Source organism: Pseudomonas sp. ML2-2023-6 (assembly GCF_037055265.1).
GTDB classification, from domain to species: Bacteria; Pseudomonadota; Gammaproteobacteria; order Pseudomonadales; family Pseudomonadaceae; genus Aquipseudomonas; species Aquipseudomonas kulmbachensis.
Window position 1 is genome coordinate 4,528,364 of sequence record NZ_CP146347.1, and the last position, 22,307, is coordinate 4,550,670.

20 protein-coding genes are annotated in these 22,307 nt (G+C 58.6%); 10 read left to right on the forward strand and 10 right to left on the reverse strand.

Annotation, left to right across the window (positions count from 1 at the left end):
* The first annotated feature begins 373 nt into the window (after positions 1-373).
* A complete protein-coding gene (locus V6L79_RS21070; protein WP_261739256.1) occupies positions 374-3,247 on the forward strand; it encodes a ribonucleoside-diphosphate reductase subunit alpha in 2,874 nt (957 codons plus the stop codon).
* 167 nt (positions 3,248-3,414) lie between these two features.
* Positions 3,415-4,650 (forward strand): cytosine deaminase, encoded by a 1,236-nt coding sequence (gene codA, locus V6L79_RS21075; protein WP_338579449.1) that lies wholly within the window; start codon positions 3,415-3,417, stop codon positions 4,648-4,650.
* Between the two features lie 138 nt (positions 4,651-4,788).
* Here codA and flgE read toward each other — a convergent pair whose 3' ends face one another.
* From flgE to V6L79_RS21105, 6 genes are all read right to left on the reverse strand, one after another.
* The gene (flgE, locus tag V6L79_RS21080; RefSeq protein WP_261739258.1) at positions 4,789-6,108 is read right to left on the reverse strand and encodes a flagellar hook protein FlgE; all 1,320 of its coding nucleotides are present in this window, start codon (positions 6,106-6,108) and stop codon (positions 4,789-4,791) included.
* A 29-nt stretch (positions 6,109-6,137) separates the two neighbouring features.
* Positions 6,138-6,863, reverse strand: a complete 726-nt coding sequence (gene flgD, locus V6L79_RS21085) for a flagellar hook assembly protein FlgD (protein WP_321834223.1) — start codon at positions 6,861-6,863, stop codon at positions 6,138-6,140.
* Positions 6,864-6,878: 15 nt separating this feature from the next.
* Positions 6,879-7,322, reverse strand: a complete 444-nt coding sequence (gene flgC, locus V6L79_RS21090) for a flagellar basal body rod protein FlgC (protein ID WP_261739260.1) — start codon at positions 7,320-7,322, stop codon at positions 6,879-6,881.
* Between the two features lie 3 nt (positions 7,323-7,325).
* Complete coding sequence (flgB, locus tag V6L79_RS21095) at positions 7,326-7,733, reverse strand: flagellar basal body rod protein FlgB (RefSeq protein WP_261739261.1); 408 nt, start codon at positions 7,731-7,733, stop codon at positions 7,326-7,328.
* A 367-nt stretch (positions 7,734-8,100) separates the two neighbouring features.
* Positions 8,101-8,928: a protein-glutamate O-methyltransferase CheR gene (gene cheR / locus V6L79_RS21100; protein ID WP_261739262.1), complete on the reverse strand. Its 828-nt coding sequence runs from the start codon at positions 8,926-8,928 to the stop codon at positions 8,101-8,103.
* A gap of 12 nt (positions 8,929-8,940) precedes the next feature.
* Positions 8,941-9,903: a chemotaxis protein CheV gene (locus V6L79_RS21105; RefSeq protein ID WP_261739263.1), complete on the reverse strand. Its 963-nt coding sequence runs from the start codon at positions 9,901-9,903 to the stop codon at positions 8,941-8,943.
* A 77-nt stretch (positions 9,904-9,980) separates the two neighbouring features.
* On the opposite strand from V6L79_RS21105, the gene flgA reads away from it, so the two are divergent.
* From flgA to V6L79_RS21125, 4 genes are all read left to right on the forward strand, one after another.
* Positions 9,981-10,751 carry a flagellar basal body P-ring formation chaperone FlgA gene (gene flgA / locus V6L79_RS21110; protein ID WP_261739264.1) on the forward strand — a complete coding sequence of 257 codons (771 nt, stop codon included), beginning with the start codon at positions 9,981-9,983 and terminating at the stop codon, positions 10,749-10,751.
* A 151-nt stretch (positions 10,752-10,902) separates the two neighbouring features.
* Positions 10,903-11,223 (forward strand): flagellar biosynthesis anti-sigma factor FlgM, encoded by a 321-nt coding sequence (gene flgM / locus V6L79_RS21115; RefSeq protein ID WP_321834224.1) that lies wholly within the window; start codon positions 10,903-10,905, stop codon positions 11,221-11,223.
* A gap of 191 nt (positions 11,224-11,414) precedes the next feature.
* The gene (locus V6L79_RS21120) at positions 11,415-11,882 is read left to right on the forward strand and encodes a flagella synthesis protein FlgN (RefSeq protein ID WP_261739266.1); all 468 of its coding nucleotides are present in this window, start codon (positions 11,415-11,417) and stop codon (positions 11,880-11,882) included.
* A gap of 96 nt (positions 11,883-11,978) precedes the next feature.
* On the forward strand, positions 11,979-12,719 hold the full coding sequence (locus tag V6L79_RS21125) for a flagellar regulator YcgR PilZN domain-containing protein (RefSeq protein WP_321834225.1): 741 nt from the start codon (positions 11,979-11,981) through the stop codon (positions 12,717-12,719).
* 11 nt (positions 12,720-12,730) lie between these two features.
* Here the strand turns inward: V6L79_RS21125 and V6L79_RS21130 are convergent, their stop codons facing one another.
* Both V6L79_RS21130 and V6L79_RS21135 read right to left on the reverse strand, forming a co-directional pair.
* Entirely contained in the window at positions 12,731-14,038 is a 1,308-nt protein-coding gene (locus tag V6L79_RS21130; protein WP_321834226.1) for an MFS transporter, read from the reverse strand.
* A gap of 65 nt (positions 14,039-14,103) precedes the next feature.
* Entirely contained in the window at positions 14,104-15,345 is a 1,242-nt protein-coding gene (locus V6L79_RS21135; RefSeq protein WP_338580339.1) for a glutamine synthetase family protein, read from the reverse strand.
* 294 nt (positions 15,346-15,639) lie between these two features.
* Between V6L79_RS21135 and V6L79_RS21140 the strand changes: the two genes are divergently transcribed.
* Positions 15,640-16,938, forward strand: a complete 1,299-nt coding sequence (locus tag V6L79_RS21140; protein WP_338579450.1) for a histidine-type phosphatase — start codon at positions 15,640-15,642, stop codon at positions 16,936-16,938.
* A 7-nt stretch (positions 16,939-16,945) separates the two neighbouring features.
* On the opposite strand, the gene V6L79_RS21145 is transcribed toward V6L79_RS21140, so the two are convergent.
* A complete protein-coding gene (locus tag V6L79_RS21145) occupies positions 16,946-18,148 on the reverse strand; it encodes an EAL domain-containing response regulator (RefSeq protein WP_321834228.1) in 1,203 nt (400 codons plus the stop codon).
* A gap of 121 nt (positions 18,149-18,269) precedes the next feature.
* Entirely contained in the window at positions 18,270-19,031 is a 762-nt protein-coding gene (locus V6L79_RS21150; RefSeq protein WP_261739271.1) for a FadR/GntR family transcriptional regulator, read from the reverse strand.
* A gap of 242 nt (positions 19,032-19,273) precedes the next feature.
* Between V6L79_RS21150 and V6L79_RS21155 the strand changes: the two genes are divergently transcribed.
* From V6L79_RS21155 to V6L79_RS21165, 3 genes are all read left to right on the forward strand, one after another.
* Positions 19,274-20,014: an SDR family oxidoreductase gene (locus V6L79_RS21155; RefSeq protein ID WP_321834229.1), complete on the forward strand. Its 741-nt coding sequence runs from the start codon at positions 19,274-19,276 to the stop codon at positions 20,012-20,014.
* Positions 20,015-20,163: 149 nt separating this feature from the next.
* Complete coding sequence (locus V6L79_RS21160) at positions 20,164-21,012, forward strand: fumarylacetoacetate hydrolase family protein (protein WP_338579451.1); 849 nt, start codon at positions 20,164-20,166, stop codon at positions 21,010-21,012.
* A gap of 14 nt (positions 21,013-21,026) precedes the next feature.
* The gene (locus V6L79_RS21165) at positions 21,027-22,304 is read left to right on the forward strand and encodes an L-fuconate dehydratase (RefSeq protein ID WP_338579452.1); all 1,278 of its coding nucleotides are present in this window, start codon (positions 21,027-21,029) and stop codon (positions 22,302-22,304) included.
* Positions 22,305-22,307 lie beyond the last annotated feature (3 nt).

Sequence of the window (22,307 nt, forward strand, 5' to 3'; positions counted from 1 at the left end):
ACCCCATATGTAGGGTTTTAGGCCAAAAACCCAACACAACTCAGACGAGAATTTCAAGCCCTTTTCTCGCGCCTGTTGGGTTAAACCAAACGCAGTTTTTAAAGTCCAAACCGCTCATGCGGATGGCAACCGCTTTCCAACCTAAACGTCGGAAAGCGGCCCGGGTGTTGCAGTAAAAATACTGTCATCCCGCTGGAATACGGTTTCACGCGGTCTGCGTGAATCAAGACTTCGGCACGGAAGCGGCTTAACCCCCCTTCTGTACGTCCCGAAGTTGTTATGCCCGGCTCATTACCGGTTGTAGTGCTTCAGGACGGAACGGTGGGCACCCAAAAGGCGCCCAAACAAACATAGAGAATGTGGAGACACCCCCATGCAAACCGATACAACTCGCGAGAACTCGCAGGGTACCGATTCAAATCTGGATCTGTCTGCGACCGCGCCAGGCCAATTGCGCGTGATCAAACGTAACGGGGCTGTAGTTCCTTACACCGATGACAAGATCACCGTCGCCATCACCAAGGCGTTTCTCGCAGTTGAAGGTGGCAACGCTGCCGCTTCGTCGCGCATTCACGACACCGTTGCGCGCCTGACCGAACAAGTCACCGCGACCTTCAAGCGTCGCATGCCATCGGGCGGCACCATCCACATCGAAGAAATCCAGGACCAGGTTGAACTGGCCCTGATGCGTGCCGGCGAACAAAAAGTGGCTCGCGACTATGTGATCTACCGTGATGCCCGCTCCAAGGAACGTGCAACCCGCGCCCCGGCTGAAGACGCTGTGCGCGCTCACCCGTCGATCCGTATCACCCTCGCTGACGGCACATTCGCGCCGCTGGACATGGGCCGCCTGAACACCATCGTCACCGAGGCCTGTGAAGGTCTGGAAGAAGTTGACGGCGACCTGATCCAGCGCGAAACCCTGAAAAACCTCTACGACGGCGTAGCGTTGAGCGACGTCAACACCGCCCTGGTGATGACCGCCCGCACCCTGGTAGAGCGTGAGCCCAACTACTCGTTCGTGACCGCTCGCCTGCTGATGGACACCCTGCGTGCCGAAGGCCTGAGCTTCCTGCAAGTCGCTGACAGCGCCACCCACCACGAGATGGCTGACCTGTACGCCAAGGCCCTGCCGGCCTACATCGCCAAAGGTATCGAGTTCGATTTGCTGAACCCGGTTCTGGCCACCTTCGACCTGGAAAAACTGGGCAAGGCGATCAACCACGAGCGCGATCAGCAGTTCACCTACCTGGGCCTGCAAACCCTGTACGACCGTTACTTCATCCACCACGATGGCGTACGTTTCGAACTGCCGCAGATCTTCTTCATGCGTGTGGCCATGGGCCTGGCAATCGAAGAGAAGCAAAAAGAAGACCGCGCCATCGAGTTCTACAACTTGCTGTCGTCCTTCGACTACATGTCGTCGACCCCAACCCTGTTCAACGCCGGTACTCAGCGTCCACAGCTGTCCAGCTGCTACCTGACCACCGTGCCGGACGACCTGTCGGGCATCTACCACGCGATCCACGACAACGCCATGTTGTCCAAATTCGCTGGCGGCCTGGGCAACGACTGGACGCCAGTACGTGCACTGGGTTCGTGGATCAAGGGCACCAACGGCAAATCCCAGGGCGTGGTTCCGTTCCTGAAAGTGGTGAACGACACCGCCGTAGCCGTTAACCAGGGTGGCAAGCGCAAAGGCGCTGTATGTGCTTACCTGGAAACCTGGCACATGGACATCGAAGAGTTCATCGAGCTGCGCAAGAACACCGGTGATGACCGTCGTCGTACCCACGACATGAACACTGCCAACTGGATCCCTGACCTGTTCATGAAGCGCGTCTTCGATGACGGCCCGTGGACCCTGTTCTCGCCGTCCGAAGTACCGGATCTGCACGACCTGACCGGCAAGGCCTTCGAAGAGCGTTACGAGTACTACGAAGCACTGTCCCAGTACCCTGGCAAGATCAAGCTGTTCAAGACCATCCAGGCCAAAGACCTGTGGCGTAAAATGCTGTCCATGCTGTTTGAAACCGGCCACCCTTGGCTGACCTTCAAAGACCCGTGCAACCTGCGTAGCCCGCAGCAGCACGTGGGCGTGGTTCACAGCTCGAACCTGTGCACCGAGATCACCTTGAACACCAACAAGGACGAGATCGCCGTTTGCAACCTGGGGTCGATCAACCTGCCGAACCACATCGTCAACGGCAAGCTGGACACCGACAAGCTCAAGCGCACCATCGACGTAGCCGTACGCATGCTCGATAACGTTATCGACATCAACTACTACTCGGTGCCGCAAGCTCGCAACTCGAACTTCAAGCACCGTCCAGTGGGCCTGGGGATCATGGGCTTCCAGGACGCTCTGTACCTGCAGCACATTCCTTACGCTTCGCAGGCCGCTGTTGAGTTTGCCGACAAGTCGATGGAAGCGGTCAGCTACTACGCGATCCAGGCTTCTTGCGACCTGGCTGACGAGCGTGGCGCTTACGAGACGTTCCAGGGTTCGCTGTGGTCCAAGGGCATCCTGCCGCTGGATTCGCAACAGATTCTGATCGAACAGCGTGGCCAGAAGTACATCGACGTTGACCTGAACGAATCCCTGGACTGGGCACCGGTTCGCGCCCGTGTACAGAAAGGCATTCGTAACTCCAACATCATGGCCATCGCACCGACCGCGACCATCGCCAACATCACTGGCGTATCGCAGTCGATCGAACCGACCTACCAGAACCTGTACGTGAAATCGAACCTCTCGGGCGAATTCACCGTGATCAACCCGTACCTGGTTCGCGACCTCAAGGCTCGCGATTTGTGGGACTCGGTCATGATCAACGATCTGAAGTACTACGATGGTTCCGTGCAGCAAATCGAACGCATCCCGCAAGAGCTCAAAGAGCTGTATGCCACTGCGTTTGAAGTTGACACCAAGTGGATCGTTGACGCCGCCAGCCGTCGTCAGAAGTGGATCGACCAGGCTCAGTCGCTGAACCTGTACATCGCAGGCGCTTCGGGCAAGAAACTGGACGTGACCTACCGCATGGCTTGGTATCGTGGTCTGAAAACCACTTACTACCTCCGTGCCCTGGCCGCGACCAGCACCGAGAAGTCCACCGTCAACACTGGCAAGCTCAACGCCGTGTCGAACGGCAACAACAGCGAAGACGTAGTTGCCGCCCCGGCCGGTCCAGCACCTGTACCAAAGGCTTGCGCGATTGACGAGCCGGATTGCGAAGCTTGCCAATAAGCTGAGCTGGCAGGCGGGTTAACCGCCTGACCATAAACCCCCGTTAAGCCCTGGCAACAGTTGGGCTTAACGGGGGTTTTGTTTTTTGGGGAGAAAAACTTCCTGTAGTCGCTGCCGAGGCACGAAGGCTGCGACTACATTGTTAGTGTCCAACGATAGGAACGACTATGAACATCATCAATGCCACGCTGCGTAGAACACCCGGTCTGTATACGGTCAGTTGCGAAGGCGAACGCATCAGCGCCATCACCTTGCAGCCCGGCACAGTAGCGGCGCAGAGTGCAGATATCGATGCTCAAGGCCAGTTGCTGATCGCACCCTTTGTAGAGCCGCATATCCATCTGGATGCGGCCCTGACCGCGGGCCAGCCCGAGTGGAACCTTAGTGGCACGCTGTTCGAAGGCATCGAGCGCTGGGCACAGCGTAAAGAAACCATCACCCACGAAGACACCAAACAGCGTGCCCACGCCACCCTCCACATGCTGGCCGAGCATGGTATTCAACACGTACGCACCCATATCGACGTCACCGATCCGACCCTGGCCGCGCTGCGGGCGATGATTGAAGTACGCGAGGAAATCCGCCACCTGATTGACCTGCAAATCGTTGCGTTCCCACAGGAAGGTATCGAGTCCTACGCCGGTGGGCGCGAGTTGATGACCCTGGCCGTGGAGTTGGGCGCCGATGTGGTCGGCGGTATTCCGCACTTTGAAAACACCCGTGAACAAGGGGTCAGTTCGATCAAGTTCTTGATGGACCTTGCCGAGCGCACCGGTTGCCTGGTGGACGTGCATTGCGACGAGACCGACGACCCGCATTCACGCTTTCTTGAAGTACTGGCCGAAGAAGCACGGGTACGCGGTATGGGCAGCCGGGTAACCGCCAGCCACACCACGGCCATGGGCTCTTACGACAATGCCTATTGTTCAAAACTGTTCCGGTTGCTCAAGGCCTCGGGAATCAACTTCGTATCGTGCCCGACCGAGAGCATTCATTTGCAGGGGCGTTTTGACACCTTCCCGAAACGCCGTGGCGTAACTCGGGTGGCCGAGCTGGACCGGGCCGGAATGAACGTGTGTTTTGGCCAGGACTCGATCAAGGACCCGTGGTATCCGCTGGGCAACGGCAACATCCTGCGGGTGCTGGATGCCGGTTTGCATATCTGCCACATGATGGGTTTTGACGATCTGGCGCGCTGCCTGGATCTGGTCACCGACAACAGCGCACGCACGCTCAATCTGGGTGAAGGTTACGGAATCGAGGTAGGTCGCCCGGCGAATCTACTGGTGCTGGATGCCGAAAATGATTACGAAGCGGTGCGGCGCCAAGCCAAGGCACGGGTGTCGATCCGTGCTGGCAAGGTGCTGATGACGCGGGTGCCGGAGCGGGTTGAGTTCAGCTGAGCGAAGCGAGACTGCGACTAGAACAATCGTGGGAGCGAGCCTGCTCGCGAATGACCTTCGCGAGCAGGCTCGCTCCCACAGGAGGGCTTGATCGACAACAGAGTATCTACAGAAGGCCTGGATGACCGATAACACCCATCACGTCATCTGAATAATGGTCTGCATGATGGTGCTTTGGGTCGAGATGGTTTTGGCGTTGGCCTGGTAGTTGCTCTGCGCCTTGATCAAGTCCACCAGCTCATTGGTCAGGTTGACGTTGGAGTCTTCCAGCGAGTTGGACTGAATGGCCCCCAGGCTGCCAACTTTCGGTGCGTCGTAGCCAGCCATACCCGAGGAGAAGGTTTCTTTCCAGGCAGTGCCGCCCACCGGCTGCAGGCCTTGTTCATTGGTAAAGCTGGCCAGGGATATCTGGCCGATGGCGCGGCTTTGGTTGTTGCTGAAGTTGGCGAACATCACGCCCGAACCATCAATGGTCAGGTTGTTGATCTGGCCGGTGGCGTAGCCGTCCTGGGTCGGCGGGTTACGCGAGGAGTCGGTGTTGTACTGAGTGGTCTTGGCCATGTTGATGGCAATGCCGCCCGGCTTGGCGTCGGCACCGTTTGAGTCCCATTTACCATTGATCATGGCACCCGGCTTCCAGCCACTGACAACCAGCGTGTTTTCAGGCTGATCCTTGATCGGATCGGGCTGCGTGACCTTGGTCAGCGCACCAGCCGAGTCAAACTCCAGGGTCGAGGCCACTGGAGCCTTGGCGCCATCGCCCGAGACTGGCGTGCCATCAGGGTTACGACCGTCAATCAGGGTATAAGAACTCCAGGTATTGGCACCGGTCTTGACCATGTACTGGTCCATCGGGTGCGCGTTGCCTTGGGTGTCGTAGACCATGGTGCTGAATTTTTTGCTGTAGCTGGTGGACTCGCTCGGATCGAACGGAATTTTGGTCTGGTCAATCGTATCGGAGCTGGAGTTCAGGTTGATCTCCGACGTTACCGAACCCGTAGGCTTGGGTGCCAGGTTAGAAGTGTCGATGCGCAGGTCGGTCAGTACACCGTTGATGATATTGCCGTTCGCATCCACGCCATAGCCCTGCAAACGCGCAGTGCCATCGGAGCTGGTCACGTAGCCCTCTTTGTCGGATTTGAACGTGCCGGCACGGGTGTAGCTCAAGGAGCCGTTGTCACTCAGCACGAAAAAGCCGCTGCCCTGAATCCCCATATCCAGCAAGTTGCCGGTGTTGTTGATCGAGCCCTGACCAAAGTTTTGCGAGACCGCTGCCAGGTTCACGCCACTGCCTACGGTCTTGCTGCCGATACCCAGCTTGCTGGCCGAGTAGATATCGGCAAATTCTGCGCGCGATGCCTTGAAGCCGGTGGTCGCAGCGTTGGCGATGTTGTTGCCGGTCACGTCGAGTTGCTTGTTCGCCGCATAGAGACCGCTAAGGCCGATATTGAATGACATGTTTCTCTCCTTGAGGCGTATGAGTCGGCTTAGAGGCCTATGGTCTGGACTTTGGACATGCCAATGCTGCCCAGACCTGCGAGGTTGAGCATGATTTCGCCACCGGTCTTGCTCAGGGTCACGCTGTTAACGGTCGCTGGCAGGTAGGTGGTGAGCGCCGTGGTGCCGGTGTCGTTTTTGCTCGATGCGGTGAAGGTGTAGGACCCTTTGTCCAGCAGCACACCGTCGTCGTCCTTGCCGTCCCAGGTAAAGTCCGCGTTGCCGGCTTTCTGACTGCCCAGCTCCAGGGTGCGGACCACCTCTCCGTCGGCATCGGTAATGGTGATGACGGGTTTTGAATCGGCGTCCTTGACCACCACGGTGCCGTTGAATGGCTTGTCGCTGGCAGGGTCCACATAGGCTTCACTGGTTTGCACGATGACCGAGCGGCCCACCAGCGACGATGCCTGCAAAGCCTGCGAGGACTGCAGCCCGCCCGACAAGGAGTTGACCGTATCGTTGAGCGAGGTGATGCCCTCCAGGCTGCTGAACTGCGCCAGTTGCGCGACGAACGCGGTGTTGTCCTGGGGGTCCAGCGGGTTCTGGTTTTTCAGCTGGGTGACCAGCAGTTGCAGGAACGCATCCTTGCCCAGCGCCGTGTTGCCGGTAACGCCTTTGGTTGCCGCCGCCACGCTGGTGTCGGTGGTCTTGGCCTGGGCAGAGTTGGCAAGTACCTGATTAAGGGTCAAGCCGCTGGTGGAATCGGTCACACTCATTTGCGTCGTCCCTTATCACTGACCGAGGGTCAGGACCTTCTGCATCATGGTTTTGGCGGTATTCATCAGCTCGGCGTTGGTCTGGAACGAACGACTGGCGGAAATCATGTCAGCCATTTCTTCAACCACGTTGACGTTGGGGTAATACACATAGCCCTTGGCGTCGGCAGAAGGATGGTTCGGCTCGTAGCGGGCCTGCAGCTCGCTTTGGTCTTCAACCACACCCAGCACTTGCACGCCTTGGCCGGCGCCGTCCTGGTTCTGGAACAGCGAGTCACCCGTACTGCTTTGTGCACCTTCGAACATAGTGGCGAACACCGGGTGCCGGGCACGGTAGGTCTGGTCGATGCTCGACGACACGGTATCGGCGTTGGCGATGTTACTGGCGACGGTGTTCAGACGCGTGGTCTGGGCACTCATGCCGCTACCGGCAATATTGAACACACTGGCTAGAGACATGAATTACTCCCCGCGCAGGGCCGACATCAGCCCTTTGAATTTGCTGTTGAGCAGGGTGAAGCTGGCCTGGAAGTTGACCGCATTCTCTGCGTAGTTCGACTGCTCGATCTGAGCGTCCACTGTGTTCTGGTCGATCGACGGCTGCATCGGCGTGCGGTACAGCAGCGACTCATCGCCACTGCTCAGACCCTGGGCTTCGATATGGCGAGTGTTGGTCTTGTTCAACGCAAACGTGCCGCTCTGGTTTTTGTCACTCTGGGCGGCGAGCACAGAGGCGAAATCCAGGTCCCGAGCCTTGTAGTTCGGGGTATCGGCGTTGGCGATGTTGTTGGCCAGTACTTCAGCGCGCTGGGCGCGAAAGCCCAGTGCCTGCTCATGGATACCAAGCGCTTTATCGAAGCTGATGCTCATGTCGAAAAACCTTTGTGGGCTGACCTGAGGATGTGATTCAGGTTCTACATGACATGAACAGAGCAAACCCCGTGCCAGTTGGCACAGAGCCGTATTTCAAGGCTTTGGGAGGGGCATGGGAGGCGGCAATGCCAGAAAAGCGGCAACGGTTGACCGCTGACTGCCGCTTTTCTGCCGCTTTGCTTCGGGTTTTCCGTAGCAGCTGCCGAAGGAACGAGGCTGCGTTCGGCGGCGCAGCCGTCGTGAAACCTGAGGACTCAATATCGCTGACACACCGAGGGGCCTGATTTGCGACGACTACGTCGCCGAACGCAGCCTCGTTCCTTCGGCAGCTGCTACGGTCTACGGTCTACGGTTATTTGTCCGCCTATTTAGCCTGGTAGATGATCCCCGGGCTGCATTGGACCATCTGGTAATGATCCGGCAATCCGTTGAGCGCTTCGGAGGCGCCCAAAAACAGATAACCGCCCGGCTTCAAGGTGCTGTGAATGCGCAGCAGGATGTCTTTCTTCACTTCTGCCGAGAAGTAGATCAGCACATTGCGACAGAACACGACGTCGAACTTGCCAAAGCCTGCATAGCTGTCCAGCAGGTTGAAGGGGCGGAACTCGACCCGATTCTTGATCGGCGTCTTGATCACCCAGCGCCCCGGCCCCTTGGGGTCGAAATAGCGCTGCAAGCGCTCCGGCGACAGGCCACGGCCAATCGCCAGGTTGTCGTACTCACCGGTGCGGCAGGTGTTGAGCATCTGGGCTGACAGGTCGGTGGCAAAAATCTGCACGCCCGCCTTCAGTTGCCCCAGGTTGCTGCGCTCAAACTCATCAATCGCCATCGACAGCGAAAAGGGCTCCTGCCCCGAAGAACAGGCTGCCGACCAGATACGCAAGCGCTGCCCCGGATTGGCCTTGATTTGCTCAGGCAGCACCTTGTTCTTCAATACTTCGAAGGGATAGGTGTCGCGAAACCACAGGGTTTCATTGGTGGTCATGGCATCGACCACCAACTCGCGCAGCCCGCTGCGCGGCTGGCTCTGGATACGTTGAATCAACTCGCCCAACGACTTGATGCCTTGCTGCTCCATCAGTTTGTTGAGCCGGCTGGAGACCAGGTACTGCTTGTTTTCACCCAGCAAAATGCCACAGGCTTTTTCCAGGAAGACCCGGAACTGTTCAAAATCCAAATTAGCCGTCGACAAATGTCCTGCCTCTTAAATCGTTTTGACCGCCAAGGGTGAACCCTGGCTATGGTCTGCTGCTTTGATCCGGTCGACTACCCGGGATGCCAGGTCATCAGGCCGGAATTTGGCCAAAAAGTCATCAGCCCCGACTTTTTTGACCATCGCCTGATTGAATACCCCAGACAACGAAGTATGCAGAATGATGTGCAATTTTTGCATCCGCGGATCGTTGCGGATTTCGGCGGTCAGGGTGTAGCCGTCCATTTCCGGCATCTCGATATCCGAGATCATCATCAGAAACTCTTCGGACGGGTCCTTGCCCTCCTCCACCAGCTTGCGCAGGTAGTCCAGCGCCTGACGACCGTCGTTCAACGACACGACTTCAACGCCCACCGTTTGCAGGCAACGGGCAACCTGCTTGCGTGCCACCGACGAATCGTCGACGGTCAGCACCCGCAGCGACAGCGCCTTGGTTCGGGTTTCAACATCCACCACGCCATGGGTGATGGTTTCAGGCGATGGCGAAACTTCTGCCAGGACCTTCTCGACGTCAATGATTTCGACCAATTGGTCGTCCATCCGGGTCACGGCCGTCAAGTAATGGTCGTTACCGGTGCCCTTGGGCGGCGGATGAATATCTTCCCAGTTCATGTTGACGATACGTTCGACCGAGCGAACGAGAAAGCCCTGAGTCTTGGTGTTGTACTCGGTGATGATCACAAACGGGTTGCTCTGGTCTTTCAAAGCACCCGATCCGGTGGCCATCGCCAGATCAAGAATCGGAATGGTCGCGCCGCGAATGCTCGCCACACCACACACCACAGGATGGGACTTGGGAATCATGGTCAGTTTTGGGCATTGCAGCACCTCCCTGACTTTGAACACATTGATCCCGTAAAGCTGTGGCCCATCCAGACGAAACAGCAACAGCTCCAGGCGGTTTTGCCCCACCAGTTGAGTGCGCTGGTTAACCGCATCCATCACTCCGGCCATACTCAGCTCCTCTTAAAGACTTCAAGTTTCAACACCCAATTTCCGTAAACGGCACGGGGCTTGCTTTTTTATCGGCCATGAACGCAAAAACGACAAATTCCTGCCACCGATTTTTCCCCCAGACGCTGCGCCGCTGCTGTCTGAGCGTCCTGGCGGCTGGCGCCCTGCTTGGCGTAGGCACTTATAGCAGGGCCGACGCGTTTACATCACCTGAACAGCTTATCGGCGTGACCCAGGGCTTTCTTGAATTCACGGTTGAAGACTATCTCGCCACCAGCCAGACCGAGGGGCGATATCAGATCCAGGTCAACAACCTGGACCCGCGTCTGCGCTTGGCTCATTGCGACAAGGAATTGACAGCCTCCCTCGAAAGCCCGGCACAACCCATGGGGCGCGTGATCGTGCGTGTACGCTGCGAAGGGCTATCGCCATGGACCATCTTCGTTCCGGCCCAGGTCAAACTGTTCCGTGACGTGGTCATCGTCAATCACCCGCTCAAGCGCGGCATGGTGATCGACTACGCCGATGTCACTTTGCGCGAACGGGATGTGGGCCTGATCAATCAGGGCTATCTGACCGCGACCGAGCTGGCGGTCGGTCAAAAACTCCTGCGCCCGATGGTCACCGATCAAGTGCTGACGCTCACGCATCTGGAACAGGCTGCTGCCGTGCGCAAGGGTGACCATGTGGTAATCAGCGCCCGCAGCGGCACGTTAAGTGTCAAAATGCCCGGCGAAGCCCTGTCGGACGGTGGCCTCAGCGAACAGATCCGGGTAAAGAACCTGAATTCCAAGCGTGTGATCCGCGCTCGGGTCACAGCACCCGGCCAAGTTGAGGTGGCATTGTAGGAAAACTGGCATCAGCTCCTCGACTTTCCTACACTGTGGTTTGACGTAGATCAGTACCGTTCTATGTGAAGCTATGATTAATCGAGCCTAAAGTTTTTCCGGGTATGGCCGAAAACATGGCAAGCGTCCAAATACCCCGAGGTTTTTCGTTATGGTCATCGACTTCAGTCGTCTCAACAGCGCACCACCCTTAACCGGCAGCACGCGCAGCAACGCCAGCCAGGAAACCGGTAGCGCCACGCAAGCGGCCCCGGCAAAAAGCCCTGAACAAGCCAGCGCCCCGAGCGGGGAATCTGTACACCTCAGCCAAGAGGCTCAACAGTTGCAGAAGATCAGCGACTCGTTGCGTGAACAACCTGCGGTCGACAAAAATCGGGTGGCCGAGCTTAAACAAGCCATTGCCGACGGCAGCTACAAGGTCGACAGCAATCGGGTCGCCAGCAAACTGCTGAATATGGAAGCCGAGCGCTAGGCCCACGGCCTGTGCCGCACTTTTGGACGCTTAATCCAGGGGTTTGTTGACGCTTCGTTGTGAGCCGCGTCGCTGGGCTGTGTTACTCGCAGCTTATTTGAAACACCAAACTACACTGCTCGCGCCTTGCCCTGCACCAAGTGGGACAGCGTCGCGGCCACAACGAAGCGTCAACAGACCCAGAGTTCGCCATGCACGACGAAAATTTACTGCAACTGATCAACGATGACCTCGCCCCCGCCGAGCAACTGCTTGGCCTGTTGCAGGACGAGACCATCGCCCTTAAAGGCCGCGACATGCAGGTGCTGGAAAATATTCTGGCGCGCAAGCAGTCGCTGATCATTTTGCTTGAGCAACATGGCCGCAAACGCAGCGAGATCCTGGCAAGCCTGGGCCTGGCTACCAACCGCAGCGGCCTCGAAAGCTTGGCCAGCCATTCCAGCGTGGGGGCGCAGCTGCTTAGCCAAAGCGATGCGCTGAACCAGTTACTGGCTCAATGCCAGGCCGCGAACTTGCTCAATGGCCAGTCGATCCAGACTCAGCAGGCGATCACCGCCAACCAGTTGCGCATTCTTCATGGCGGCGAAGCCCCATCGTTGTATGACGCACGCGGCACCACTTCGATGCTTAACAAGCACCGCGCCTACAGCCAGGCCTGAGCCTGCGCAAACACTGAATCTAGCGAGACACACAGCATGATGGCAGAATGCCTCTTTTTTGTGTGTTGCAGTATTTTGCCTGGAGATTGATGCAACGTGTTCGACGCACAAGACGCTCCGCAGCCACCAAAGGTGCTGACTACCCCCCTGGAAATCGCCTCCAACTTGCGGATGCTGCAAGAGAGCCATGACCCGTTAATCATCACTTTTCAGGATCGCACCCAGCGCTTCCAAAGCTATGTGGTCGATGTGAATCGTGAGAACAACACCCTGGTCCTGGACGAAATGATCCCCCGTGAGGGCGAGCGCTTTCTTGAGGACGGTATACCGTTTCGAGTTGAGGGTTTCCACGATGGCGTACGCATCGCTTGGGAATGCACGACGCAACTGAGCATTGGCGACCTCAATGATCATCGCTGCTATCGCGGCGCGCTACCGCGCGAAGTGGTTTACCACCAACGCCGCAACGCGTTCCGCGCCGCCCTGAAACTGGCTCACCTGATTGATGTGGAAATTGCCGGTGACAAGCTCGGCACGCCAGTCAATGGCAAGCTGCTGGACGTCTCCGCCACCGGTTGCAAGTTGCGCTTTGAAGGCGATATCAGCCAAAGCCTGCAACTGGGCCAGGTGTATGAGCGCTTCAGCGCCGCCCTGCCCTTTGGCCTGATGACCACGCCGGTCGAACTGCGTTATCTGCATTTTGAAGAGCGCTTCAACATCACCTTCGCGGGTTTGCGCTTTCACAACATCAGCGGCGCTGTGCAGCGCCAGGTCGAGCGCTTTGTCTATCAACTGCAGCGCGAGGCGCGGCAGTTTGACAAGGATGACTATTACTAGACTGCAGGCACCTATGGCTTGGGTTCCGACTGCGGTTCGAACTCATCCACCACCGGGTCCTGCACCATCTGCTCCTGCACCATTTGTTCATCCACCCTCGGGTCAAGCGCAGCTACCAGCGGTGAGCTGGACATGCTGTCGGGCATCGCCACGTGATGCAGCGGCGCATCGTCGACCTGGTGCAGGTTGGTCACTGCATTCGGGCGAATCCGCCATACCAGGATCAAACTGGCCACGCTGAAGAACGCATACAGCATCTGGCTGCCGAACACCTTCATCAGCACGCCCGCCGCCAGTGGCCCGACGCTTGCCCCAATGCCATAGGTCACCAGCAACATGGCCGTCAACGACACGCGACGCTCAGGCTCAATGTGGTCATTGGCAAAGGCAACTGCCAGCGGATAGATGCAAAACTGCAGCAGGGCCGCCACACAACCCGCCACAAACAGCACTTCCAGTGGCACCTCTGGCAAGATCGCCAACGGCAATGCCGCCACTGCCAGCAGAAAAGCGAAGATCCGGATCAACAGCGGCCGATCATAACGGTCGGACAACCAGCCCAGCGGCCACTGCACCACCAGACCAGCAAAAATGCAGCTACCCATATACACACCGACCAGCTCGGTCGACAGCCCTTGCTGCGACGCATACAGCGGCGCCAGACCGTAGAACGAGCCCACCAGCAAGCCCGCTCCCATCACCGCGATCAACGACTGCGGCACGCGCTTGATAAAGAACCTGGGGTCCATCGGTGCCGGATGCAGGGGGGCCGGGTGAATCCGTCGGGTCATGGCCACCGGCACCAGGCACAAGGCAAAACACAACGCCACCACCATCAGCAACTCTGGGCCCAGGGCCGGGTGAACGGCCAGAATCAGCTGCCCGAGCACCAGCCCCAAATAAGACGCGATCATGTACAGGCTGAACACCACGCCGCGCTGTTTGGCATCTGCCTGCTCGTTGAGCCAGCTTTCGATAACCATGTACTGGCACATCATGCCCAGGCCGACGATCACCCGCAGCAGCAGCCACATCGGCAACCAGTCCGTCAGCCCGTGACACAGCACCGCCGCCCCGACGATACCGGCACAGGTGGCGTAGGCACGAATATGCCCGACCCGGGCAATCAGCCGGTGGCCGATCTTGCCGCCCAGTACCAGGCCAAAGTAGTTGGCCGCCATCAAGGCGCCGATCCACAAGCCGTCGACATTGTCGGCCGCCAAGCGCAGCGCCAGATAAGTACTTAAAAGGCCAGAGCCGATCAACATCATCAGCGAGGCAAAGTACAACGCTCGAAAAGACTTCCATATTTGGTGCATTGGCTTTCCGTGCGGCTCCTTGTGTCTGCAACCGGGAACAGGCCCGGCGCCACAGATTTAAACGGTTAAGCCTGAGCCGCCAAAACGCGACGCTCCCAGGGAGTAATTTCATCTTGGAAGCTGGTCAGCTCCAGCGTCTTGGACGCAATGTAACCTTCGATGAACTCAGTACCGAACAGTTCAATCGCCAAGTGACTCCCCTTGAGACGCTCAAGTGCAGCATGCAAGGTACATGGCAATGACAACGCCTGGGGCACATCGAACGCGCCCTCGATTGCAGCGCTGGGTTCCAGCTTATGTTCGATGCCGTATAACCCGGCCGCAAGGCTGGCGGCAATCGCCAGATACGGGTTGGCGTCCGCACCCGGCAAGCGGTTTTCAACCCGTAGAGCCAGCGGTGAACTGGCCGGAATGCGCAGGCCCGCGGAACGATTGTCATGGGACCAACAGGCATTGTTCGGCGATGCATAAGGATGGAACAAACGTTGATAGGAATTGACGTTCGGCGCAAACAGCGCCGTGAAGTCCCCCATGCCGGCCTGCTGGCCGCCAATAAAGTGGCGAAAGGTTGCCGTCGGCTGCCCCGCTTCGTCGCTGAACACGTTGCGACCGCTGCCCAGCTCCACCACGCTCTGATGAATATGCATCGAACTACCCGCCGTATGCGCCAGCGGCTTGGCCATACAGACCACGGTCAGTCCATGTTTCAGGGCGACCTCTTTGAGCAAATGCTTAAACAGAAAAGTCTGGTCGGCGAGCAACAGCGGATCACCGTGCAGCAGGTTGATCTCGAACTGGCTGACGCCCATCTCATGCATAAAGGTGTCACGCGGCAAACCCAGGGCCGCCATGCATTCGTAAACCTCGCTGAAAAACGGTCGCAGTCCGTTATTGGAACTGATGCTGAACGCCGAAAAACCATCTTCGCGACGGCCATCCAGGCCCACTGGCGGACGGAACGGCTGGGTCGGATCGGTGTTGGGCGCAAACACAAAGAACTCAAGCTCGGTCGCCACCACCGGCGCCAGTCCGTGGGCCGCGTAACGGGCGATAACGGCCTTCAACTGACCGCGAGTCGATAGCCGCGAGCTTTCACCACTGAACTCATCGGCATCACAAATAGCCAAGGCGCGGGGCTGCTGGCTCCAGGGCAGGCGATGGATATGGGCCGGGTCTGGCACCAGCGCCAGATCGCCGTCGTCGCTGCCATAAAAACGCGCTTCGGGGTAACCGCCCATGATGCATTGCAGCAACACTCCACGGGCCATCTGCAAACGCCGCCCCTCAAGGAACCCGGCAGCGGTCATGACCTTGCCACGGGGCACGCCATTGAGATCGGGGGTGACGCATTCAATTTCATCAATACCCGCCAATCGCTGTGCGAGTGAGCCCTGGCCATCGCTCGTCATGACACTTTCCTTGTTGTGATGCAGGCCGCTAACGGCAACCTGTACAAAATACGCAGCAGCTGTTCGGGATTTCAAGCGGGTACCTCACAAAAAGCTACAGTCTGTAGCCGCTGAGGAGCGCAGCGAGGCTGCGATGGGCTGCGCAGCGGCTACACTGCGCCCACTGTGTCCAGGATGACCCAAGGAAAAACGATGAAGACGTTGCCCCCTCTTTGTACCGGCCTGTTGCTGGCCAGCCTGTTAAGCCCGGCAGCCTTTGCCGGGGCGCCCACCGGCGATGGCTATGTGCTGGATAAAGTCGTGCAGGTCAGCCGCCACGGCGTCCGTCCGCCCACCCAGTCCAATGAAAAACTGCTGACTGCCGTCACCCAGCGCCAATGGCCAACCTGGCTGGTGCCCTTCGGCAACCTGACCGGCCACGGCTACACCGGTGCCGTCGAAATGGGCCGCTACCGTGGCGAAGTGCTGCGCACCGCCGGGCTGATCCCCACGGGCTGCCCGGATGCCAGCCAGTTGCTGGTCCACGCCAGCCCCCTGCAACGCACCAAAGCTACCGCCCAGGCCCTGCTCGACGGCATGTTCCCCGGCTGCGGCCTGCAGCCGACTTATGTCAGCGGCGAACAGGACGCGCTGTTCCAGGCCAATGAAATGCCCTTTGCAGCCCTCGACCCGGTGAAAGCCAAAGCCGCCATTCTCAAGGCCCTGGGCGGTAGCGTCGAAGCGGCACAGGCGCGCTACAAACCCTTTGAAGAAAAACTCAGAGAAGTCGCCTGCATGCCCGGCACCGACTGCCCGTACGGCAAACAAGCCTGGGAACTGGAGCAAAATGCCAAGGGCCGCTTCTCGATCAAGGGTCTGAGCGCTGGCGCCAATATGGGCGAAGTGTTCCGTCTGGAGTACAGCCAGGGCTTGCCACTGGATAAAGTCGCGTTCGGCAACGGCCGCACCGCTGCCGAAGTCTCAAGCCTGATGGTGCTGACCAAAGCCAAATACGACTACCTCAACGACATCCCCTATATCGCCAGCCGCGGCGCGTCCGAGTTGATGAACCAGATCTCGCTGGAGCTCAAACAAGGCACTTCACTGGCCCAAAAAGACGCCCCGGATACTCCACCAGACGTTCCGCTGATGCTGTTGGTGGCCCATGACACCAACATTTCCTACCTGCGCACCATGCTCGGTTTCGGCTGGAAGCTGGGGGACTACATCGAGAACAACATTCCCCCGGTCGGTACGCTGCAGTTCGAGCGCTACAAGGAAGTCAAAACCGGAGAGTACTTTCTGCGCATTGCCTTTGAAGCGCAGTCGATGGATCAAATCCGCAACCTGACCCAACTAAGCGCCAGCCAAAAACCGCTCAAGGGTGATTTCGCAAGCGCCAAAGGCTGCCGCAAAACCAGTGTCGGCCTGCTTTGCCCGCTCAAGGATGCGATGGTCAAAGTCGATCAGAACATCGACCCCACCGCGCTGACACCCTACTCATTTAAGTAATTGATTGTTAGCAAGCAAGGCTCGTTTCACGTTGCTGCAACCAGCCCAGCAAGTCCGGCCCGCTCATGGGCCGGGCAAACCAGTAGCCCTGCCCTTCAATGCAGCCCATGGCCTGCAAACGCAGGAACTGAGCCTCGGTTTCAATTCCTTCGATAACCACCGACATCCCCAAGGCTTTACCCAGGGCCAGGGTGCTGCTGATTGCAGCTTCGCAGCGCGGCTCATGTGCAACGCTGCGGACAAATTCTGCGTCGAGCTTGATCTCGTTAAACGGCAACTGACACAACCGTTGCAGCGAGGAAAACCCGGCACCGAAATCGTCAATCGATAACCGGCAGCCCATCATCCGCAGGCGCACCAGATTTTCCAGGCTGGCGGCCGGTGCTTGCAGCAGCCCGCTTTCGGTCAACTCGAAGGTCAGCCTGGAGCCCGGTGTGGCATGACGGGTCAGTACCCCCTTGAGGGTGTAAGTCAGTTGGCTGTTGGCTAGTTGCGCGGTTTGCAGGTTGAACGCCATATTCAGGGGGAAGCCCTCGGCTCTGGCTTGCTCTTGCAGGCGCAAGGCTTGATCCAACTGAGCAAACAACAAGTCATCCATCAATCCGCAACGTTCCAGCACCGGGATAAACACGGCTGGCGGCAGCACCCCCTTGTGCGGATGCAACCAGCGGCAGAGCACTTCAACACCACACACCTCACCGGTCTGCAGATTGAACTTGGGCTGATACCAGGCCTGCAATTGCTGAAGGGCCAGCGCCTGGCGCACCTCGTCCTCACAGGCCAGTTGCACGCTCTGCTCCAGCTTGTGCCCATTCGCGCTGGCACTTTGATACTTGCTCAGCAATGGCTCAAGGACGTCGGCGTACAGCGGTTTGCCAACATCACCCAGTAGCTCCAGCCCCAGCAGGGCAATGATCTGATGCGCTGTACGGCACAAGTCAGCCGACAGGGCACTGCTGATGATGATGGATTTAACTTGCCCCAATTTGCCCGCCCGACGCAAGAAGGCCAGCCCATCCATGCCCTCCATCTGCAAGTCGCAGACGGCGATATCCACCGTACCTACCTGCTGAAGAACCGCCAGCGCCTCGCTGCCATCGCTGGCTTCAAACACTTCATGGCACCCCAGCGAGCGAAACATGCTCACCGCAACAGCACGTTGAAAGGCGTCATCTTCAAGAATCAGGATACGCAGGGAGTTGCCAGGCATTGAGGTTGACCCATCGTGAACGGTGTAGGTCAATTGTCTCGAGTTCGGTAAGAGACTTACCTAGGGAAATTCCCTGTAAACGTAGGAATTTTCCCAACTCTGTCCCGCTGCCGATTGAGGATTAGCGAGCGCTACGGCTGAAGATGCGGATCACTTCATCCAGATGCTCGGCCATCGCCTGGCGCGCAGCATCCGCGTCGTGCTGCTCCAGTGCTTGCAGCACACGCCGGTGTTCATTTTCCGAACGATGAATCATATCGTCCGAGGTGTAGTGGTTTTGCAAACGCTGAAACATGCTGCCGTAACGATGGCCCAACAGATGTTGAATCATCAGGGCGTAGGCCGGGTTGTCCGAGGCCTGGGCAATGCGGATATGAAAAAGGCGGTCGCCGGGGTGCGTGTGGGAACCTTCAAGGTTGTCCTGCACGTTGCGTTCAAAGGCTTCGCGGATGCCCGCCAGTTCTTCATCGCTGGCATTGACCGCGGCCAGTGCCGCCGCTTCGGGCTCGATCAGACGACGAGCCTGAAGCAAGGCGAACGGTGGGATTTCGGCATTGAAGTCGATTTCGAGGTTCAGCTCAGGGTCCAGCTCTTTCCACTGATTGCGCGTGGCTTGGGCCATCACCGGTTCATTGGTCAACGATTGCACCGGTGGTTCACACACCAGCACCCCGTTACCGACACGTACATCGACCAGCCCGATGACTTCCAGCGCGATCATCGCCTCGCGCACCGACGCACGACTCACGCCAAGCAACTTGGCAAGCTCGCGTTCGGCAGGCAAACGGCTGCCCGGGGGGAATTCACCGCTGTCGATCAAGGCCCGCAGCTGGTCGGCAATTTGCCGATAAAGTCTTTGGTTATCAATTACTTGAAATGGCATTGTGAAATTGGCTCTGGCATGAACAGCGATCGACGATCACTTTTGGCAAAAAAAGACGCTTGTTGAAGACTGAGGTGCATGCTACAAAAGGACCAATGGCCTGACCATTGGACGGATAACGTAAAGCGATCATAGCAAACCTTATCCTGATACTTGCGTCGTTTTGCCATTTACTGCGCCTACAATGGCCTGACCATTAGGCCAGTTTCCACAAAAACAAAAAATATCACTATGGAGCATCCATGGATCTTTCCGGCAAACGCGTGCTGATCACTGCAGCCGCTCAGGGTATTGGCCAGGCCAGTGTCCAGGCATACCTGGCCGCCGGCGCCGAAGTCTTCGCCGCCGACATCAATGCCGCCGCCCTCGACGCCCTTGAAGGCGCGCACAAACATGTTCTGGACGTCACCGATGCCGCTGCCATTGAGCGCCTGGCCAAACAACTTGGCCCGCTGGATGTGCTGTTCAACTGCGCAGGCGTGGTCCACAGCGGCAATATTCTGGAGTGCAGCGAAAAGGACTGGAGCTTTGCCCTGGACCTCAACGTCACCGCCATGTACCGCATGATCCGCGCCTTTTTGCCGGGCATGCTGAGCAACGGCGGCGGCTCGATCATCAACATGGCATCGGTGGCGTCCAGCGTTAAAGGTGTGCCCAACCGCTTTGCCTACTGCGCCAGCAAGGGTGCGGTGATTGGCCTGACCCGCTCAGTAGCGGCTGACTTTGTCAGCCAGAACATCCGCTGCAACGCCATCTGCCCCGGCACCGTCGACTCCCCTTCCCTGCGCCAGCGCATCAGCGAACAAGCCGAGCGCGAAGGCCGCAGTGTGGACGAGGTATACGCCGCCTTTGCCGCGCGCCAGCCCATGGGCCGCATCGGCACCGCCGAAGAAATCGCCCAGCTGGCGCTGTACCTCGGATCGAGTGCCAGCGGTTTCACCACCGGCACCGCACAAATCATTGATGGCGGCTGGAGCAACTGACGCCAGCTCTTTCGTTTTTGATTTTGACCTTGCGGGAGCGGGCTTGCTCGCGATTCAGGCACCTCGGAGTTTCAGTTAAACCGCAGTGATGCCATCGCGAGCAAGCCCGCTACCACAGGGCCCTGCCCTCTCTCCAAAAAGGATTACTTATGAAACTGCTGCGCTACGGTGAAAAAGGCCAGGAACGTCCTGCCCTGCTTGATAACAACGGTCAACTGCGCGATTTGTCCGCAGTGGTCACGGATATCGCAGGCGACACCCTCAGCCCGCAAAGCATTGCCCGCCTGCAAGACATCGACCCCTCCACTCTGCCGCTGGTTGAAGGCTCGCCCCGCATCGGCGCCTGCGTCGGCCAGGTCGGCAAATTTATCTGCATCGGCCTGAACTATGCCGACCACGCCGCCGAAACCGGCGCCGCAATCCCTGCCGAACCGGTGGTGTTCAGTAAATGGACCAGCGCCATTGTCGGCCCCAACGATGACGTCGAAATCCCGCGCAACTCACGCAAAACCGACTGGGAAGTCGAAATGGGCGTGGTCATCGGCAAGGGCGGCCGTTACATCAGCGAAAGTGAGGCCCTGGAGCACGTGGCCGGTTATTGCGTGATCAACGATGTGTCCGAGCGCGAGTTCCAACTGGAACTGGGCGGCACCTGGGACAAAGGCAAGGGCTGCGACACCTTCGGCCCCCTCGGCCCATGGCTGGTGACCCGTGACGAAATCGCCGACCCGCACCAGCTCGACCTGTGGCTGGAAGTGGACGGCAAGCGCTACCAGAACGGCAATACGCGGACGATGATTTTCCAGATCCCGAAAATCATCAGCTACCTCAGCCAATTTATGAGCCTGCAACCGGGCGATGTGATTTCCACCGGCACCCCGCCGGGCGTAGGCCTGGGCATCAAGCCAGAACCGGTGTACCTGCGCGCCGGCCAGACCATGCGCCTGGGCATCAGCGGCCTGGGTGAACAACAGCAACGCACCGTAAATGCAGACTGACAGGGAGCCGCACCATGACCACGATTACCGCCGTACGGGTTGAAGACATCCGCTTCCCCACCTCGCAATCCCTCGATGGCTCGGACGCGATGAACCCGGACCCTGACTACTCAGCGGCCTATGTCATCCTCGAAACCGACACCCCGAACCTCGAAGGCCACGGCCTGACCTTTACCATCGGCCGTGGCAATGAAATCTGCTGCGCTTCGATCAAGGCCCTGGCCAGCCTGCTGGTGGGGTTGAAACTGGAATGGATCGCCGAAGACATGGGCCGCTTCTGGCGCCACGTCACCAGTGACAGCCAGCTGCGCTGGATCGGCCCGGACAAGGGCGCCATTCACCTGGCCACCGGTGCGGTGGTCAACGCCGCCTGGGACCTGTGGGCCAAGGCCGAAGGCAAACCGGTATGGCGTCTGGTGGCCGACATGAGCCCCGAGCAACTGGTGCGCTGCATTGATTTTCGCTACATCACCGACTGCATCACCCCGGCCGAAGCCCTGACCCTGCTGCGTGAACGCGCCCAGGGCAAGGCCGAGCGCCTGGCCTTGCTCAAAGCCGACGGCTACCCCTGCTACACCACCTCGGCCGGGTGGCTGGGCTATGCCGATGACAAGCTCCGCCGCCTGTGCCAGGAAGCCGTGGATGCGGGCTTCTCCCACGTCAAATTGAAGGTCGGCCATGACCTGCAAGACGATATCCGCCGCGTGCGCATCGCCCGCGAAGTGCTGGGCCCGGATCGCCAACTGATGATCGACGCCAATCAGGTATGGGAAGTCAACGCGGCCATCGACTGGGTGCGTGAGCTGTCGTTCGCCAAGCCGTGGTTTATCGAAGAACCCACCAGCCCGGATGACGTGGAAGGCCATCGCAAAATCCGCCTCGGGGTCGCTCCGGTCAAGGTGGCAACCGGCGAGATGTGCCAGAACCGCATCGTGTTCAAGCAACTGATCATGCGCGAAGCCATCGACGTGGTGCAGATCGACGCCTGCCGCTTGGGCGGGGTCAATGAAGTGCTGGCCGTGATGCTGATGGCCGCCAAGTACAACTTGCCGGTGTGCCCGCATGCCGGGGGCGTTGGCTTGTGCGAGTACGTGCAACACCTGTCGATGATCGACTACCTGTGCATCGCCGGGACTCACGAAGGCCGGGTGGTGGAGTTTGTCGACCATCTGCATGAGCACTTTGAAGACCCGTGCGTGATTCGCAATGCGGCCTATATGCCACCGCAGGCGCCGGGCTTCTCGATTCAGATGAAGGCAGCGTCCCGCGAGCAGTATCGCTACCGGGGCTGAACC

Excerpts from the sequence above, each read along its gene's own strand:
- V6L79_RS21070 (WP_261739256.1), top strand. The coding sequence starts at position 374 with ATGCAAACCGATACAACTCGCGAGAACTCGCAGGGTACCGATTCAAAT.
- codA (WP_338579449.1), top strand. The coding sequence starts at position 3,415 with ATGAACATCATCAATGCCACGCTGCGTAGAACACCCGGTCTGTATACG.
- flgE (WP_261739258.1), bottom strand. The coding sequence starts at position 6,108 with ATGTCATTCAATATCGGCCTTAGCGGTCTCTATGCGGCGAACAAGCAA.
- flgD (WP_321834223.1), bottom strand. The coding sequence starts at position 6,863 with ATGAGTGTGACCGATTCCACCAGCGGCTTGACCCTTAATCAGGTACTT.
- flgC (WP_261739260.1), bottom strand. The coding sequence starts at position 7,322 with ATGTCTCTAGCCAGTGTGTTCAATATTGCCGGTAGCGGCATGAGTGCC.
- flgB (WP_261739261.1), bottom strand. The coding sequence starts at position 7,733 with ATGAGCATCAGCTTCGATAAAGCGCTTGGTATCCATGAGCAGGCACTG.
- V6L79_RS21105 (WP_261739263.1), bottom strand. The coding sequence starts at position 9,903 with ATGGCCGGAGTGATGGATGCGGTTAACCAGCGCACTCAACTGGTGGGG.
- flgA (WP_261739264.1), top strand. The coding sequence starts at position 9,981 with ATGAACGCAAAAACGACAAATTCCTGCCACCGATTTTTCCCCCAGACG.
- flgM (WP_321834224.1), top strand. The coding sequence starts at position 10,903 with ATGGTCATCGACTTCAGTCGTCTCAACAGCGCACCACCCTTAACCGGC.
- V6L79_RS21120 (WP_261739266.1), top strand. The coding sequence starts at position 11,415 with ATGCACGACGAAAATTTACTGCAACTGATCAACGATGACCTCGCCCCC.
- V6L79_RS21130 (WP_321834226.1), bottom strand. The coding sequence starts at position 14,038 with ATGCACCAAATATGGAAGTCTTTTCGAGCGTTGTACTTTGCCTCGCTG.
- V6L79_RS21135 (WP_338580339.1), bottom strand. The coding sequence starts at position 15,345 with ATGACCGCTGCCGGGTTCCTTGAGGGGCGGCGTTTGCAGATGGCCCGT.
- V6L79_RS21140 (WP_338579450.1), top strand. The coding sequence starts at position 15,640 with ATGAAGACGTTGCCCCCTCTTTGTACCGGCCTGTTGCTGGCCAGCCTG.
- V6L79_RS21145 (WP_321834228.1), bottom strand. The coding sequence starts at position 18,148 with ATGCCTGGCAACTCCCTGCGTATCCTGATTCTTGAAGATGACGCCTTT.
- V6L79_RS21150 (WP_261739271.1), bottom strand. The coding sequence starts at position 19,031 with ATGCCATTTCAAGTAATTGATAACCAAAGACTTTATCGGCAAATTGCC.
- V6L79_RS21155 (WP_321834229.1), top strand. The coding sequence starts at position 19,274 with ATGGATCTTTCCGGCAAACGCGTGCTGATCACTGCAGCCGCTCAGGGT.
- V6L79_RS21160 (WP_338579451.1), top strand. The coding sequence starts at position 20,164 with ATGAAACTGCTGCGCTACGGTGAAAAAGGCCAGGAACGTCCTGCCCTG.
- V6L79_RS21165 (WP_338579452.1), top strand. The coding sequence starts at position 21,027 with ATGACCACGATTACCGCCGTACGGGTTGAAGACATCCGCTTCCCCACC.